Genomic DNA, 14,317 nt, shown 5'->3' on the forward strand with positions numbered 1-14,317 from the left:
ATGCTAAAAAATTAATTCTCGAGCAATTACACATCCCAATCCTTTTCAGATTTCTACCTAGAAGCGATTTAAAACCATCTATAAGATTTAAAAAAACATCCTATATCTAAATATAAGCAAAGCAATTGATATAAAAAAATAAAAACTGGATATTGTCTAAAAAAAACACCCAAAAAACCATAATTATGAAACAAAAACAACTAATTGATGTGATTTTCAAATACAAACAACCATAAAGACAAACATAACTCAATTTAAAATCATTCTAACATAAGAAGATGTATTTAAATCGCTACTTAATAAAAATAAAAAAGGCATCCCTAATAAAGGACGCCTTTTATATAAGTACGCTACTGCATTTAACTTAACAATCTAATGAATCGAAATCCTGCATATACTATCAAAACGATTCCAAACAACAACCGGCTGGTATATTCGATATCCAATGGAATTGATTTCCATACAATAAACATCACACCCAAACACAGGTATAGAAAAAAGAAAAATAGTCCAAAAACAAACAGAAATCGCTGTAAAGGCGATTTCTGTTTAAACTTATCATACAAATTCATTATTGAACTTGAATTGTAATAGGTAAAGTAAATTGCGATCGAACGTTTTTCCCGTTTTGAACAGCTGGTTTCCACTTTGGCATATTTTGCAATACACGTACGGCTTCTTTTCCTGCTCCGTAACCTGGGTCACGTAAAACGGTAATATCTGTTAATGATCCGTCTTTCTCTACGATGAATTTTACAATTACTTGGATTTTCTTCACACTAGAATCGATATCTGGTGTTCTGAAACGACTGATAAAGGTTTTTGTAAAACCAGCCATCCCCCCTGGAGGTGAAGCTGTAACCTGAACAGCGATAAATACTTTGTTTCCATCTTCTTCACCATCGGTGGTAGTACCTTTATCGGCATTTCCTGTAGCACCTCCAGTTTTGATTTCTCCTTTTTCTTTATCTCCTTTAGCATCTTTAGTACCAGGATCTTTATCCTTGAACTCTTCCACTTTAGCAATCTCCTCAACTACTTTTTCTTTTTCAACCACTTTAGGTGGTGTGAATTTTTTGGTATCTACAACCGACTTCGTAGCCTCTGGCGGCGGTGGCGGAATATCTACCGGTGGTGGAGGTGGAAGCTCAATTGGTGGAGGTGGTGGCAAATCTACCAGAGTAATTTCGGTATCCAAAGGAGCATCTTTTTTATTATTTCCCAGACTACCTTCAATCGCTTTGATTATAAGAGGGGAAGCCAGTCCCACTCCAAACAAAGCAATACCTGCAAATAATGCAAAAGTAGTTACTTTAGGGTTCTCAGAACGCAATTGATAAGCTCCGTAAGACTTGTTACGTCCTTCAAAAACTATATCAAGCCATTCTTTCTTAAATATATTTAATTTTGACATGGTCTAAAATTTTAAGTTGATACTAGTTACCTAGTTTTCTCCAAGTATAGCGAGATCTTCTGGTGTCATATCAACAATAGCATAAGCTTTTACATTGGTAATTGCCATCTCGTCCAAAATATCCACCAAGTTTCTATAATTAGAATTTTTACTTGGTTTAATAATCACGATCAATCCTTTTTCAATATCTCCTGTAATTTGAGGTACCGATTTTACTTTTTTCAAAAGCTCTAATCGAATTCCTTCTTTACCGTAAGTTTGATCATTTGGTCCTTCTAATGGGGTATCTGTTTTCCCCATATACCATTTAATTTTATTATCCGCACCTATCAAGATCGTCATTGTACGATCTTCTGACACCAATAAATCCGTATCGGGCTCATTGGGTTTAGATTTATCTGGCATAGCCAAATTCATAGACTGCGGTTTATTCATCGAGGTCGTCAACATAAAGAAAGTAATCAATAAGAATGCCAAATCCACCATCGCGGTTAAATCTACTCCGGAGTTTTGTTTTTTACTTCTTACTTTTTTACCCTTACCGTCGCCGCCTCCTGTATTTAATTCTGCCATTTACAGTTTGAAATTTTAATGATTAAAAATCTTCATTTCTCAGTCCTGTAACCAAGAAGAAACGATTTACTTTTTGATCTTGGAGAATATCGATTACTCTTTTAATTGTAGGATATTCTTCTTTTGCGTCTCCTTTGATAGCAACATCAAGTACTTTATTATCTAAATCTCTAACCGCTACACGTGCTGACTGAACCCAATCTTTAAGTTGGTTGTCCAATGAGTCTGTTGGAATTCCTGTTTGAACAGCTTTATTTCTTACATCATGTGGTAAGTTCAAAAATTGTTTTAAAGCAGTAATTGGAGTACCGACACCTTCGATATTAGAAAATTCATCCTTTTCTTTTTCGGTGAAATCGATATTGTATTTTTGTCCCATTTGAGTCAGTGTCTCTTTACGATTCTCTTTCCCCAATACTCCGAAAAACACTCTTCCTCCTCCAACAGTTAATGTTGCTAGGTTAGTTTCAGGCAATTTTGTTTGTACTGTCGATGCAGGAGTATCAACTGGCAAAGCCTCTGGGAGTTTTGCAGTCGATGTCAACACGAAGAAAGTTAGAAGTAGGAACGACACATCGCACATCGCGGTCATGTCTACTCTCATACTTTTCTTTGACATTTTAACTTTAGCCATTTTATATTTTCTTTTATAATTCTATGATAAACATAGACTTATGATTGATTAAACTCCCTACTATTATTTATTGATTCCAGCTTTAAATCTTCTGTAAGATTGCGTAATTGCAAAACCAGCCTCATCAATAGAGTAAGTCAATTTATCAATTTTAGTAGTAAAAGCATTGTACATAACAATTGCTAAAGTAGATGTTCCAATACCTGTAGCTGTACAAACCAATGCTTCAGAAATACCTGTTGCAAGAGCTGATGAATCTGGAGTACCTGTAGTTGCCAAAGCAGAGAACGCTTTGATCATCCCTGTTACTGTACCCAATAAACCTACCAATGTACCAATAGATACTAAAGTAGCCAATACAATCATATTTTTCTCCAACATTGGCATTTCCAATGTAGTAGCTTCTTCGATTTCTTTTTGAATAGTTTCTGTCGCTTTTTCACTATCCAAACCTTCTCTCTTCACTTGTTGGTATTTAATCAAACCTGCTTTTACAACGTTTGCAACAGAACCTTGCTGTACATCACATTCCTCAATCGCTTGTTCAATTTTTCCTTGATTGATAGTCGCTTGTACATTTTGTACGAAAGCTCCAACATTTCCTTTTCCTGCTGCTTTTCCGATTACGATGAATCTTTCAATAGAGAAAACAATAGTCATTGTCAATAAACCAATTAAGGCAGCAACCACAATTCCTCCTTTGTATACCATACCAAGTATACTTCCTTCTAGGGGATGTCCATTTGGATCTCCATTTTCAAAGTTTGACGAATGTCCCAATACAAATTTCCAGACTACATATCCAAAAACAATACACAAAAACACTGCTGCACCTGCAAATAATTTAGATGCACCTGAACTAGATCCTACTTTCTCAACTGATTCGTTTGATACGTTTGTCATTTTTTTAAAATTTTAATTCTTTTTTTTATTCAATTATTATTCAACATTTTTCTCATTTCATTCATATGAGTGTCGCAAATTTATGTTTTTAGATCAAATAAAAAAATTAAAATGGTTTTTTTTCACCCCATCTTACTTTTGATTTAATCAAAAAGACATATTCGACTATTTATGAAGTCCATTTGTTAAGCAAATGTAAATATAAATATTCTAAATTATTACTAAATTGTTTGAGGGATTTTATTTTAAACTACAAAAACTAAATATAACTCAAAAAATGAGTGTAACCAACTATATTTGTAATAGTAAAACCGCAGAAAAAAAATCATATATGAAAACTGAAAATTTTATCGGTCAGATTAAATCGGGCTACGATTTTAAAGAAGATTTTATTACTATCGGAGGTGCGGTACTGGAAAACGAAGTTATTCCAGACCTTTTTGTACGAATTCCGCTCAAAACTTTAAACCGTCACGGTCTTATTTCTGGGGCTACCGGTACGGGGAAAACCAAAACGATTCAGGTGCTATCCGAGCAACTTTCTCTAAAGGGAATTCCCGTTTTGATGATGGATGTCAAAGGCGATTTTAGTGGTATAGCTGCAACAGGTTCCCTTTCTCCTTTTATCGAAGAACGTCATAAAAAGATGAATTTACCCTATAGTTCTCAAGCCTTTCCCGTTGAACTGTTATCCCTTTCCACTCAAAATGGCGTTCGACTGCGCGCTACGGTTTCCGAATTTGGACCGGTACTCTTTTCGCGTATATTGGAACTTAACGATACTCAAGGTGGTGTAGTGTCCTTGGTTTTCAAATACTGTGACGACAACAACTTGTTGTTACTCGACTTAAAAGACTTTAAAAAAACATTGCAATACCTAACCAATGAAGGTAAAAAGGATATCGAATCCGAATACGGAAAAATTTCAACAGCGTCGGCTGGTACCATATTGCGGAAAATGGTGGAACTCGAACAACAAGGCGCAGAACTTTTCTTTGGAGAAACTGCTTTCGACATACACGACTTAATGCGATTAGATGACAAAGGGCAAGGATACATCAATATACTTCGCATTAATGATATTCAAGATAAACCCAAGTTATTTTCAACGTTTATGTTGAGTTTACTGGCGCAAGTTTATTCTCAAATGCCGGAACAAGGCGATAGTAGTCAGCCCGAATTGGTTATTTTTATCGATGAAGCGCATTTGATTTTTGACAATGCTAGTAAAACCCTACTCAACCAAATCGAAACCATCGTTAAACTCATTCGTTCCAAAGGGGTTGGTATCTATTTTATCACTCAAAATCCAAACGATGTACCCCAAGGTGTGTTGGCTCAATTGGGTTTAAAAATCCAACACGCCTTACGAGCTTTTACCGAAAATGATCGCAAAGCACTTAAGGCTGCTTCCGAGAACTTTCCGATATCCGAATTTTATAAAACAGCCGAACTGCTCAATGAACTGCCAACTGGAGAAGCCTTGGTTACCGCACTGAACGAAAAAGGCGTACCCACTCCTCTTGTTCAATGTATGATGCGAGCACCTATGAGCCGTATGGATATCTTAAGCGATGCTGAAATAACAACTATCACCCAAAACTCGTCTCTTGTCAAAAAATACAATACCACTGTCGACCGCGAGAGTGCCTATGAATTGCTGACAGCAAAAGTGGCGCAAATAACAGAACAACAAACGCAAGAAAACAACGCTAAAAACACAAAACCGACAAGCCGTTCAACCCAAAATGATGGGGCTTTAAAACCTATAATCAAAGTGGTTACTAGTGCTACTTTTATCCGAGGTGCTTTTGGTATACTTTCAAAGATTTTTAGTGCTTCTAAAAAGAAATAACTCCTATATCAATAAGGAGTTGTTTTTTATAAAAAATATGGTTTTAATTCCGCCTTTTGACAAATATAAAAGAGCTTCTCTAGTGAGAAGCTCTTTTTACTTTAATTTACTCAATATAAAATTCTCAATTTCTGCGGTTTGCCAACGCTTCGTAATCCCTGGCAACAACATGACTTGATCCATAATTCTCTTTTGCTGATCACCTATTTCTAGCGCTTCGGCATAAGGCTTATGACTAAAGGTAACGCGATCGTAAAGCGGCAACCATTTTTCTGGGTGAATCTCCGTAAACCATGCCTCAATTTTCTTTCTTAACAGAAAGTCGGGATCGGCGGTTTTTGAACTCATTTCCACAAAGTTTCTATACGATAATTCCGCTATAGCATCTGCGTTAGGCTTTCTCAATTGCTCGTAGTCTTTAAAAATTTTCAACCAATTATCGCCGTGCAACTGCATGAGGTCGTATAGTTGTGTAATATCTTCAAATCCGGCATTCATTCCTTGCCCATAAAACGGTACAATTGCATGCGCAGCGTCTCCAATTAACGCCACTTTGTCTTCATAAGTCCATGGAAAACACTGGGTAGTAACTAAAGAACTTGTTGGATTGACAAAAAAGTCACGAACCAAATCGGGTATTAAGGCTGTGGCATCAGGGAAAAACTCCTTAAAAAAGGCAACTACATCTCGTTCTTCCTTTAAGCTTTCTATGGAGTATTTTCCCTCAAAAGGAATAAACAAAGTACAAGTAAAACTTCCCTCTAAATTGGGTAAAGCAATTAACATAAATTCACCGCGTGGCCAGATGTGAAAGGAGTTTTTATCAATTCTATGATTACCTAAGCTATTGGCTTCAATTTTAAGTTCCTTATATCCAATATTCAAAAAATGTTGCTGATAATCAAAGCGATTTTGTTTTTGCATGCGATTTCTAACTTTAGAAAAAGCGCCATCCGCACCGAAAATTTTGTCGTATTTCAACTCTTCCCAGTCTCCTCTTTCCGTTTCTCCAATACAGATAACCCCCTCAGCGAGTTTGACATCCCATATCTTTTTTTCGAAGAAAAACTCCACACCTTCTTTAGCAGTTAAATCAATCATCATTCTATTTAACTCACCTCTAGAAATCGAGTAAATACTCTCCCCTTCCATTCCGTATTTTTGGTAAGCAATTGTGCTATCAGTAGCGTGAATAGCGCGCTTATCCATTGGAATAGCTATTTTTCTAATAGCATCTCCTATACCAACACCATCTAAGGCCTTCCAACCTCTAGTGGACATGGCTAAGTTAATAGAACGTCCAGAAAAATCCATAGTTCGAATATCTTTACTACGATCAAAGACCTGTACATCGTGGCCGGCTCTTTTTAAATAAAGCGCCAATAGGCTTCCTACTAATCCCGATCCAACTATAGCGATTTTTAACGGCTGTTGCATTTTTTTTAATTAAATATTATTTATATATCTCCTCCTTATAAAATATTTTATCCATCAATATTACTCTAACCTACGAAGTTGTTTTATTTATTTATTGGTAAATATTCGTTTTTTTATATATTTTTTAATAAATTTATCAATATTACTAATCAAAAAAAATAAGTTATGAGAGATTTAGTTTGGTTAATTGCAGTAATCCTAATTATAGGATGGGCAGTAGGTTATTTTGGTTTTGGAGAAGCAGTGGGTAGTTTTATACACATTCTATTAGTATTAGCAGTTATCGCTATTTTATATCGTCTGATAACTGGACGAAAATCTTAAAAAAAATCCCCAAAAATGGGGATTTTTCTATTTATTAAATAAAAGTGCGCTTCCTGTTTGCATTCCTTGAGAATGAGCAAATGCTCCACATAGGTGAAATAAAAGTCTTGCTCCTACATTTCCATCCCAATCGTCTTCTCCTGGAACAACTTCTACTAAATCTACCCCTATAATGGTTTTATTTGACGCGGCCAATCGGCTTATTAAATAAGTAACTTCTTCATAAGAAAGTCCACCCGGTACTGGTGTTCCCGTGTTTGGACAATACCAACGATACAATCCATCTATATCAAAACTAATAGATACTTTTTCAGGTAATGAAGCAATGATTTCATCGCATTGGTCTTTCCATGTTTTTCCTTCAAAAGCAGCTGCCTTTAAATCGGAATCGGTATGAACCAATACCCTATTATTCGAATTCATGACTACCGCTACTTCTTGTTCACAAAAATCGCGGATTCCCACTTGCACAATTTTGGATACTTGCGGTAATTTCAAGGTATTGTACATAATAGAAGCATGCGAATAAGTAAATCCTTCGTAAGCCTCACGCAAATCCATATGAGCATCAAAATGCAATATTCCAAAAGAATCATTTTGAGTAGCCAAAGCTTCATAATATCCTAGAGGTGTACTGTGATCCCCACCTAAAAGCACTACTTTTTTACCTTTACTCATCCAATACAAAACGCGTTCTTTGACCTGACCTTTGAGTTCTTTACACGCTTTATTGATTTTGTCTAAGTCCGCCTGTAAAGCTGGAAATGTAGAAACATCTTCGCCATTTTCCAAAGCTTCAATAATAGGCTGAGCCAATCCCTTATACTTTATGCTATCTGAAGCCCAATCATTAGCCGTTTCATCATAATAGATTCCCAACTTCCAAAGTTCTGGGTATTGCTGATGAAACAAATCTACTTGATAAGAGGCTTCCAAAATGGCCTCTGGACCTTCTGAAGCTCCTGCTCCATAACTTACCGTCACCTCCCAAGGCACTGGAATAAGAATGATTTCACTTTCTTCAGCAGTAAAGGGCAATCCATAAATGGTGGCATCTGCTAATCCCGGTTGGGAAGGATCAAAATTGTCTATTTTGCGTTGCTTAGTTGACATTTTATATTTTTGTTTATGATACAAATTTAGGATTAAATATTGAATTTTACACGTGAAATTACCGAGCTTACATCTGCTGTATTTTGGGCCTAAATCACTGTAGCGCTTATACTTTTGCAGCCAATCCTTCTTTTAAAATTTTTCCAAAATTAAAAATATCGCTATACGAAGTGTACAAAGGTACTGGAGCTAGTCGAATGACATTGGGTTCTCTCCAATCTACAATTACTCCTGCTTTCATTAAATATTCAAAAAGCGCTCTACCTTCACCATGTAATAAAACCGATAATTGACTGGCTCGTTCTAGGGGATTTTCCGGGGTGATAATTTCAAAGTCACCTCCTATTTCTAGCGCTATTTCTTTTAAAACGAATTCCAAATAGGCCGTAATTTGATCTCTTTTCGCTATCAGTTTAGGCATCCCAATTTCGTCAAACAACTCAACCGAAGCTAAATAAGGTGCTAAAGTCAGAATAGGGAGGTTACTTATTTGCCACCCGTGAGCACTTCGAATGGGATCATAAGTCGGCTCCATCAAGAAACGACGGTCTTTGTTATGTCCCCACCAACCACCTAATCGAGTCAATTCCATATTATTGTGATGCTTTTCGTGAATAAAGCAACCCGATGCATTACCCGGTCCTGAATTCATATACTTATAACTACACCAAGCTGCGAAATCAACGTTCCATTCGTGTAATTTTAATTCGATATTACCCGCTGCATGCGCCAAATCCCAACCAACATAGGCCTGATATTTATGTCCTGCCGCTGTAATGGTTTTCATATCCAGTACTTGTCCAGTATAGTAATTAAGTCCTCCAATTAACACCAAAGCCAAGGCATCACCTACCTCATCTATTTTGGCTAAAATATCCTCTAATCTAAAATTATGCTCCCCTTCGCGGCGTTTTACCTCCACTATAGTGTCGGCAGGATCTAATCCATGGAACTTCACTTGGGTTTGAATCAAATACTGATCGCTCGGAAATGCTTTTTCTTCACAAATGATTTTATATTTTTTTGCCGTAGGTCGGTAAAACGAAGCCATCATCAAATGAAGGTTTACCGTCAAAGTATTCATTACGGTTACTTCTGAGGGTTTGGCTCCTACTATTTTACTCAAGGGTACACTAAATCTTTCGTGGTAGTCCCACCAAGGCTTTTGCGCATAGAAATGCCCTTCAACAGCTAACTCTGCCCAATCTGTCATAACCTCATTGACGTAATTCACGGCTCTTTTGGGCTGTAAACCCAAAGAATTACCCGTAAAATAAATTACTTCTTTACCGTTGACTTTAGGGAAGTTAAATTCGTCTCTATATTTCGATAAAACATCTTGTTGGTCTAAGCTTTGTGCAAACTCAAGTGTATTTTCAAATTTCATATTTAAGTGTTTTTTTTCAAATGAATAGCCGCATTAGTAACGCTGTCAATCGAAACATTACCAAGCTCGTTTTGCTATTTAAAGTTTTTTTGCCTCGTAAAAATAATAGACATTAAAGAATTTTCAAAGACAATTCGATTTTAGTTCCAACAATTAGTATTTATAAATAGCAATTCCCCTTTTTTAATAAAAAAAACCTCTAAACGAAATCGCTTAGAGGTTTTTATATGTGGTAAATATCCGATTAGATGATTAACATCGCATCGCCATAAGAATAGAATTTATATCCTTCTTGGATCGCTTCTTCGTAGGCTTTTTTCATTAAGTCATGTCCACAGAAAGCAGAAATCATCATTAATAAAGTTGATTTAGGCATATGGAAATTAGTTACCATACAGTCTGCAATACTAAAATCATAAGGAGGGAAAATAAATTTATTGGTCCATCCTTCAAAAGGGTTTAATGTTCGATTAGAAGACACAGAACTTTCAAGTGCACGCATAGATGTTGTTCCTACAGCACAAATTCTACTTTTTCTAATTTTTGCAGAATTGACAATATCACAAGCTTCTTGTGTTACTCTCATTTCTTCTGAATCCATCTTGTGTTTAGACAAGTCTTCTACCTCAACTGGGTTAAAGGTTCCCAATCCGATATGTAGGGTAACTTCTGCAAATTGAATTCCTTTTATTTCTAATTTTTTTAATAAGTGTTTAGAAAAGTGCAAACCAGCAGTTGGAGCTGCTACGGCACCTTCTTCAGAAGCATAAATCGTTTGGTAACGTTCGGCATCTTCTGGAACCACTTCTCGGTTGATATATTTTGGAATTGGAGTTTCTCCTAATTCCGCCAATTTTTCTCTAAATTCTTCATAAGAACCGTCGTATAGGAAACGCAATGTTCTTCCTCTAGAGGTGGTATTATCAATAACTTCAGCAACCAACGAGTCGTCTTCTCCAAAATATAATTTGTTTCCAATACGAATTTTACGAGCTGGATCAACCAATACATCCCAAAGTCTTTGTTCTGCATTTAATTCTCTCAGTAAGAAAACTTCAATTCTCGCTCCCGTCTTTTCTTTATTCCCATATAAACGAGCTGGAAAAACTTTGGTATTGTTTAATACCATCACATCCCCTTCGTCAAAATAATCTATTAAATCTTTAAAGAACTTATGTTCTATTGTTTGTTTTTTACGATCGATTACCATCAAACGAGCTTCATCTCTGTTTTCAGCAGGAAACTCGGCTAATAATTCTTCCGGTAAATTAAAATTAAAATGGGATAACTTCATTCTTATTGAAATTTAATTAAATAATAAAAGATTCCGCTCTTCTATTTCAGTTTGCAAATATACGACCCTGAGATAGGCGTTGTCAAGTGTTTTGATGTTTATTTTCTAGAACGGCTGTTTCCGTGGTCAATAGTCACTAGAAAGCCCAATGATTGCAGGTTTTCCCAAAAATGAATAAAAGATTTTGTTACCACCGTAGCATCATTAATAATCAAATTGGTTTTTAACGCTAAGGGAGCAAAAGCCATCGCCATTCGATGGTCTTGGTAGGTATCGATTGCGGTATTTGAATTTATTAAAACAGCGCTTTTTAAATTCAGACTGTTTTCGGTAATCAATAATTCCGCACCCAATTTCTGCAATTCTACTTGCAGAGCTCTTAGTCGATCGGTTTCTTTAATTTTCAAAGTATGTAGCCCAGTTAATTGACAACTTATTCCCAATCCAAAACAAGCGACTGCTATGGTTTGTGCCAAATCGGGCGTAGCTATAAAATTGGCCTCAAAATGAAGCACCGGCTCCCCTTGTTTGATTAAAGTTATACTCGTGTTTTCATAAAGTGTTTCCACCCCAAAACAACGAAAGTATTCGGCCACTTTGGAATCGCCTTGTAAACTATTTTTTTGAAAGTGCGACAAATGTAATTTTGTTCCTTTAGGAGAAAATGCCACCATCGTATAAAAATAAGAAGCCGAAGACCAATCGGATTCAATAACGATATTTTGTGATGATACTTTAGGTTGCGGCAATACCTGTACTCGATTTCCAATAAATGAATTGGGTATTCCCATTTGTGTCAATACAGCCAAAGTCATTTCGATATAGGGTTGGGAAGTAATCATGCCTTCGAAGATGATTTCTAGTCCGTTCTCCATTTGAGGCGCTATCAATAATAGCGCAGAAATATATTGACTACTTATATCTGCCGGTAGGCTGACGCTAAATTTATCCAGTTTTTTCCCAGTAATTCGCAACGGAGGAAACCCCGGTTTTTCTAAATATTCAATCGTAGCTCCTAAGTGGGTAAGCGCATCAACTAAAATGGAAATGGGTCGGTCTTTCATACGAGAACTACCGGTTAACTCCACTACACGACCGGATTGTACAGCAAAGTAGGCTGTTAAAAAACGCATAGCCGTACCCGCGTGGTGTATGTCAATTATGGTTTCAACACTATTTAATGCCGTTTGCATAACCCGACTATCATCCGCATCAGAAATATTCTGTAAATCGATATTGGAATACAATTTTTGTAAAAGCAGCAAACGATTGGTTTGAGACTTACTTCCTGATATCTTTAAACTTTGATTATTTATAAGCGAACTCTGTTCTAAGATTACTTTCATAAGGCAGTCAAAAGATTTAAAAATAGTTTCCTAAAATTTAAAGTGTATTATTTCAGTTTGTCGTTGTTGTGATGGCGGTCGTGATCGCGTTTGGTTTTGAAATCCAATTTTTTATCAAAGGCTTCCTGTAAATTAACACCGGTTTGATTGGCTAAACAAAGTACAACAAAAACCACATCAGCCAATTCCTCACCTAAATCTTTATTTTTATCGCTTTCTTTTTCCGATTGTTCACCATATCTTCTCGCAATAATTCGCGCTACTTCGCCCACTTCCTCGGTGAGTTGAGCCATATTGGTCAATTCGTTAAAATAGCGAACTCCGTGTTCTTTGATCCAACGATCCACATCTAACTGTGCGTTTTCTATATTCATTTTGAAATTTTATTTTATCGTTTTTTTACCAAATATTTTATTCTTAAAGAACCGATCATATATCCACATCAGTAGGATAAAAATCGCATATTTACCTAGAAAATTAGCTATACAATATCCATTTAATGCCCATAAACACGACAAATCATCAGACATAACAGCGGTTAAAATCAAATAAATCAACGTAAATAAACCATATTTTTTTAAGAAATTCATATTATTCTTTATTTTGGGAGTCTATCCATATGGTAACCGGTCCATCATTACATAAATTTACTTTCATATCTGCACCAAAGCGACCGGTCTGAACAGTTCGCCCCAGTTCTTTCTCCAGTTCCTTGACAAAGGCTTCATATAACGGTATTGCTACTTCTGGTTTAGCCGCTTTGATGTACGAAGGGCGATTGCCTTTTTTAGTTGCTGCGTGTAAAGTGAATTGGCTCACGACTAGTAGATTTCCATCTATATCTAAAACGGACTTATTCATTACGCCAACCTCATCGTTAAAAATTCGGAGGTTTAGAATTTTTGCAGCTAACCAGTTCACATCTACTAAAGAGTCGATTTCCTCTATACCTATCAAAATCAACAAACCTTGCTGAATTTGAGCCACAGATTGCTGATCAATAGTAACGCTTGCTTCTGTAACTCTCTGAATAAGTGCTCTCAATGGGTTTAAATTTTATTTAATATTATATCTCGCCCTTACCGTCCGCATAAATATCTGAGCGATAATGCTCATCATCGCCATCGAGTATTTGTGTATAACTGCGGTATCTTGACCAGGCTATTTGATCGTTGTCTAAGGCATCTTTCACAGCACAATGCGGTTCTTCACGATGCAGACAATTATTAAACTTACAATTGTTTTTTAATGCAAAAAATTCCGGAAAGTAATTCCCGACTTCTTGCTTTTCCATATCTACAATACCAAACCCACGAATTCCTGGAGTATCGATGATTTGTGCATCAAAAGAGAGGTCAAACATCTCCGCAAAAGTAGTCGTATGCTGCCCTTGTTGATGTTGTTCTGAAATGACTGCTGTTTTTAGATTTAACGTGGGTTCTATCGCATTGATTAAAGTGGATTTCCCTACTCCAGAATGCCCAGAGAACATGGACACCTTTCCAATCATCTTTTCCTTAATCGCATCCAATCCCTTTTTTTCAGAAGCCGATGCCCTTAAACATTCGTAACCGATCTGGGTATAAGTATGCTGTAAATACAACTGCTCATCTAAAGCTTCGTCGTCAAACGTATCTATTTTATTAAATACAATAACCGTTTTAATCCCATACGCCTCAGCGGTTACTAAAAATCGATCGATAAAACTGGTGGTTGTAACGGGATTATTAATGGTGACCATCAAAAATACCTGATCGATATTGGAAGCGATAATATGTATTTGTTTAGACAAATTTACCGACTTTCTAACGATATAGTTTTTTCGTTCGGCTATGGTATGGATCAATCCAGTATGAACATCGGCAGAAGTTTCCAAATCAAATTCCACCAAGTCACCTACCGATATCGGATTGGTGCTTTTGATTCCCTTGATTCTAAATTTTCCTTTGATTCTACATTCAATGAATGTTCCATCTTCAGTCTTTACATGATACCAACTCCCTGTCGATTTATATACAATTCCTTTCATAAGCTAGA

The 14,317-nt window shown here is 36.3% G+C and carries 15 protein-coding genes; 2 read left to right on the forward strand and 13 right to left on the reverse strand.

Going from position 1 to position 14,317, the window contains the following annotated elements; all coding sequences use genetic code 11:
- Positions 1–571: 571 nt before the first annotated feature.
- The 4 genes from KO524_RS02935 to KO524_RS02950 all read right to left on the reverse strand — a co-directional run bounded on the left by KO524_RS02935 (position 572) and on the right by KO524_RS02950 (position 3,524).
- Complete coding sequence (locus KO524_RS02935) at positions 572–1,414, reverse strand: energy transducer TonB (protein ID WP_219289734.1); 843 nt, start codon at positions 1,412–1,414, stop codon at positions 572–574.
- A gap of 30 nt (positions 1,415–1,444) precedes the next feature.
- Complete coding sequence (locus KO524_RS02940; protein ID WP_219289737.1) at positions 1,445–1,987, reverse strand: biopolymer transporter ExbD; 543 nt, start codon at positions 1,985–1,987, stop codon at positions 1,445–1,447.
- A 22-nt stretch (positions 1,988–2,009) separates the two neighbouring features.
- Positions 2,010–2,621, reverse strand: a complete 612-nt coding sequence (locus tag KO524_RS02945; RefSeq protein WP_219289740.1) for a biopolymer transporter ExbD — start codon at positions 2,619–2,621, stop codon at positions 2,010–2,012.
- Between the two features lie 63 nt (positions 2,622–2,684).
- Positions 2,685–3,524 (reverse strand): MotA/TolQ/ExbB proton channel family protein, encoded by an 840-nt coding sequence (locus KO524_RS02950; RefSeq protein WP_219289742.1) that lies wholly within the window; start codon positions 3,522–3,524, stop codon positions 2,685–2,687.
- A gap of 331 nt (positions 3,525–3,855) precedes the next feature.
- Between KO524_RS02950 and KO524_RS02955 the strand changes: the two genes are divergently transcribed.
- Entirely contained in the window at positions 3,856–5,379 is a 1,524-nt protein-coding gene (locus tag KO524_RS02955; RefSeq protein ID WP_219289745.1) for a helicase HerA-like domain-containing protein, read from the forward strand.
- Positions 5,380–5,475: 96 nt separating this feature from the next.
- On the opposite strand, the gene KO524_RS02960 is transcribed toward KO524_RS02955, so the two are convergent.
- Positions 5,476–6,816, reverse strand: a complete 1,341-nt coding sequence (locus tag KO524_RS02960) for an NAD(P)/FAD-dependent oxidoreductase (protein ID WP_219289748.1) — start codon at positions 6,814–6,816, stop codon at positions 5,476–5,478.
- 165 nt (positions 6,817–6,981) lie between these two features.
- Here KO524_RS02960 and KO524_RS02965 point away from each other — a divergent pair, with 165 nt between their 5' ends.
- Entirely contained in the window at positions 6,982–7,140 is a 159-nt protein-coding gene (locus tag KO524_RS02965; protein WP_219289751.1) for a lmo0937 family membrane protein, read from the forward strand.
- Positions 7,141–7,167: 27 nt separating this feature from the next.
- Here the strand turns inward: KO524_RS02965 and KO524_RS02970 are convergent, their stop codons facing one another.
- The 8 genes from KO524_RS02970 to rsgA all read right to left on the reverse strand — a co-directional run bounded on the left by KO524_RS02970 (position 7,168) and on the right by rsgA (position 14,309).
- A complete protein-coding gene (locus KO524_RS02970) occupies positions 7,168–8,253 on the reverse strand; it encodes an agmatinase family protein (protein WP_219289754.1) in 1,086 nt (361 codons plus the stop codon).
- 106 nt (positions 8,254–8,359) lie between these two features.
- The gene (gene kynU, locus KO524_RS02975; protein WP_219289769.1) at positions 8,360–9,640 is read right to left on the reverse strand and encodes a kynureninase; all 1,281 of its coding nucleotides are present in this window, start codon (positions 9,638–9,640) and stop codon (positions 8,360–8,362) included.
- A 244-nt stretch (positions 9,641–9,884) separates the two neighbouring features.
- Positions 9,885–10,934, reverse strand: coding sequence for a tRNA preQ1(34) S-adenosylmethionine ribosyltransferase-isomerase QueA (gene queA / locus KO524_RS02980; protein ID WP_219289773.1), 1,050 nt, complete (start codon positions 10,932–10,934; stop codon positions 9,885–9,887).
- Between the two features lie 98 nt (positions 10,935–11,032).
- The gene (locus KO524_RS02985) at positions 11,033–12,280 is read right to left on the reverse strand and encodes a 3-phosphoshikimate 1-carboxyvinyltransferase (protein ID WP_219289776.1); all 1,248 of its coding nucleotides are present in this window, start codon (positions 12,278–12,280) and stop codon (positions 11,033–11,035) included.
- Between the two features lie 47 nt (positions 12,281–12,327).
- Positions 12,328–12,654: a nucleotide pyrophosphohydrolase gene (locus KO524_RS02990; RefSeq protein ID WP_219289779.1), complete on the reverse strand. Its 327-nt coding sequence runs from the start codon at positions 12,652–12,654 to the stop codon at positions 12,328–12,330.
- 9 nt (positions 12,655–12,663) lie between these two features.
- Positions 12,664–12,870: a hypothetical protein gene (locus KO524_RS02995; RefSeq protein WP_219289782.1), complete on the reverse strand. Its 207-nt coding sequence runs from the start codon at positions 12,868–12,870 to the stop codon at positions 12,664–12,666.
- Position 12,871: 1 nt separating this feature from the next.
- A complete protein-coding gene (dtd, locus tag KO524_RS03000; RefSeq protein ID WP_219289785.1) occupies positions 12,872–13,324 on the reverse strand; it encodes a D-aminoacyl-tRNA deacylase in 453 nt (150 codons plus the stop codon).
- Between the two features lie 22 nt (positions 13,325–13,346).
- On the reverse strand, positions 13,347–14,309 hold the full coding sequence (gene rsgA / locus KO524_RS03005; RefSeq protein ID WP_219289789.1) for a ribosome small subunit-dependent GTPase A: 963 nt from the start codon (positions 14,307–14,309) through the stop codon (positions 13,347–13,349).
- Positions 14,310–14,317: the final 8 nt, after the last annotated feature.

Source organism: Flavobacterium sp. NKUCC04_CG (assembly GCF_019345525.1).
Lineage (GTDB): Bacteria > Bacteroidota > Bacteroidia > Flavobacteriales > Flavobacteriaceae > Flavobacterium.

What these genes read in the sequence shown, in the direction of transcription:
- KO524_RS02985 (WP_219289776.1), bottom strand. Translation starts at nt 12,280, where the DNA reads ATGAAAGTAATCTTAGAACAGAGTTCGCTTATAAATAATCAAAGTTTA.
- KO524_RS02965 (WP_219289751.1), top strand. Translation starts at nt 6,982, where the DNA reads ATGAGAGATTTAGTTTGGTTAATTGCAGTAATCCTAATTATAGGATGG.
- KO524_RS02935 (WP_219289734.1), bottom strand. Translation starts at nt 1,414, where the DNA reads ATGTCAAAATTAAATATATTTAAGAAAGAATGGCTTGATATAGTTTTT.
- KO524_RS02950 (WP_219289742.1), bottom strand. Translation starts at nt 3,524, where the DNA reads ATGACAAACGTATCAAACGAATCAGTTGAGAAAGTAGGATCTAGTTCA.
- KO524_RS02960 (WP_219289748.1), bottom strand. Translation starts at nt 6,816, where the DNA reads ATGCAACAGCCGTTAAAAATCGCTATAGTTGGATCGGGATTAGTAGGA.
- KO524_RS02940 (WP_219289737.1), bottom strand. Translation starts at nt 1,987, where the DNA reads ATGGCAGAATTAAATACAGGAGGCGGCGACGGTAAGGGTAAAAAAGTA.
- KO524_RS02995 (WP_219289782.1), bottom strand. Translation starts at nt 12,870, where the DNA reads ATGAATTTCTTAAAAAAATATGGTTTATTTACGTTGATTTATTTGATT.
- KO524_RS02945 (WP_219289740.1), bottom strand. Translation starts at nt 2,621, where the DNA reads ATGGCTAAAGTTAAAATGTCAAAGAAAAGTATGAGAGTAGACATGACC.
- rsgA (WP_219289789.1), bottom strand. Translation starts at nt 14,309, where the DNA reads ATGAAAGGAATTGTATATAAATCGACAGGGAGTTGGTATCATGTAAAG.
- KO524_RS02990 (WP_219289779.1), bottom strand. Translation starts at nt 12,654, where the DNA reads ATGAATATAGAAAACGCACAGTTAGATGTGGATCGTTGGATCAAAGAA.
- kynU (WP_219289769.1), bottom strand. Translation starts at nt 9,640, where the DNA reads ATGAAATTTGAAAATACACTTGAGTTTGCACAAAGCTTAGACCAACAA.
- queA (WP_219289773.1), bottom strand. Translation starts at nt 10,934, where the DNA reads ATGAAGTTATCCCATTTTAATTTTAATTTACCGGAAGAATTATTAGCC.
- KO524_RS02970 (WP_219289754.1), bottom strand. Translation starts at nt 8,253, where the DNA reads ATGTCAACTAAGCAACGCAAAATAGACAATTTTGATCCTTCCCAACCG.
- KO524_RS02955 (WP_219289745.1), top strand. Translation starts at nt 3,856, where the DNA reads ATGAAAACTGAAAATTTTATCGGTCAGATTAAATCGGGCTACGATTTT.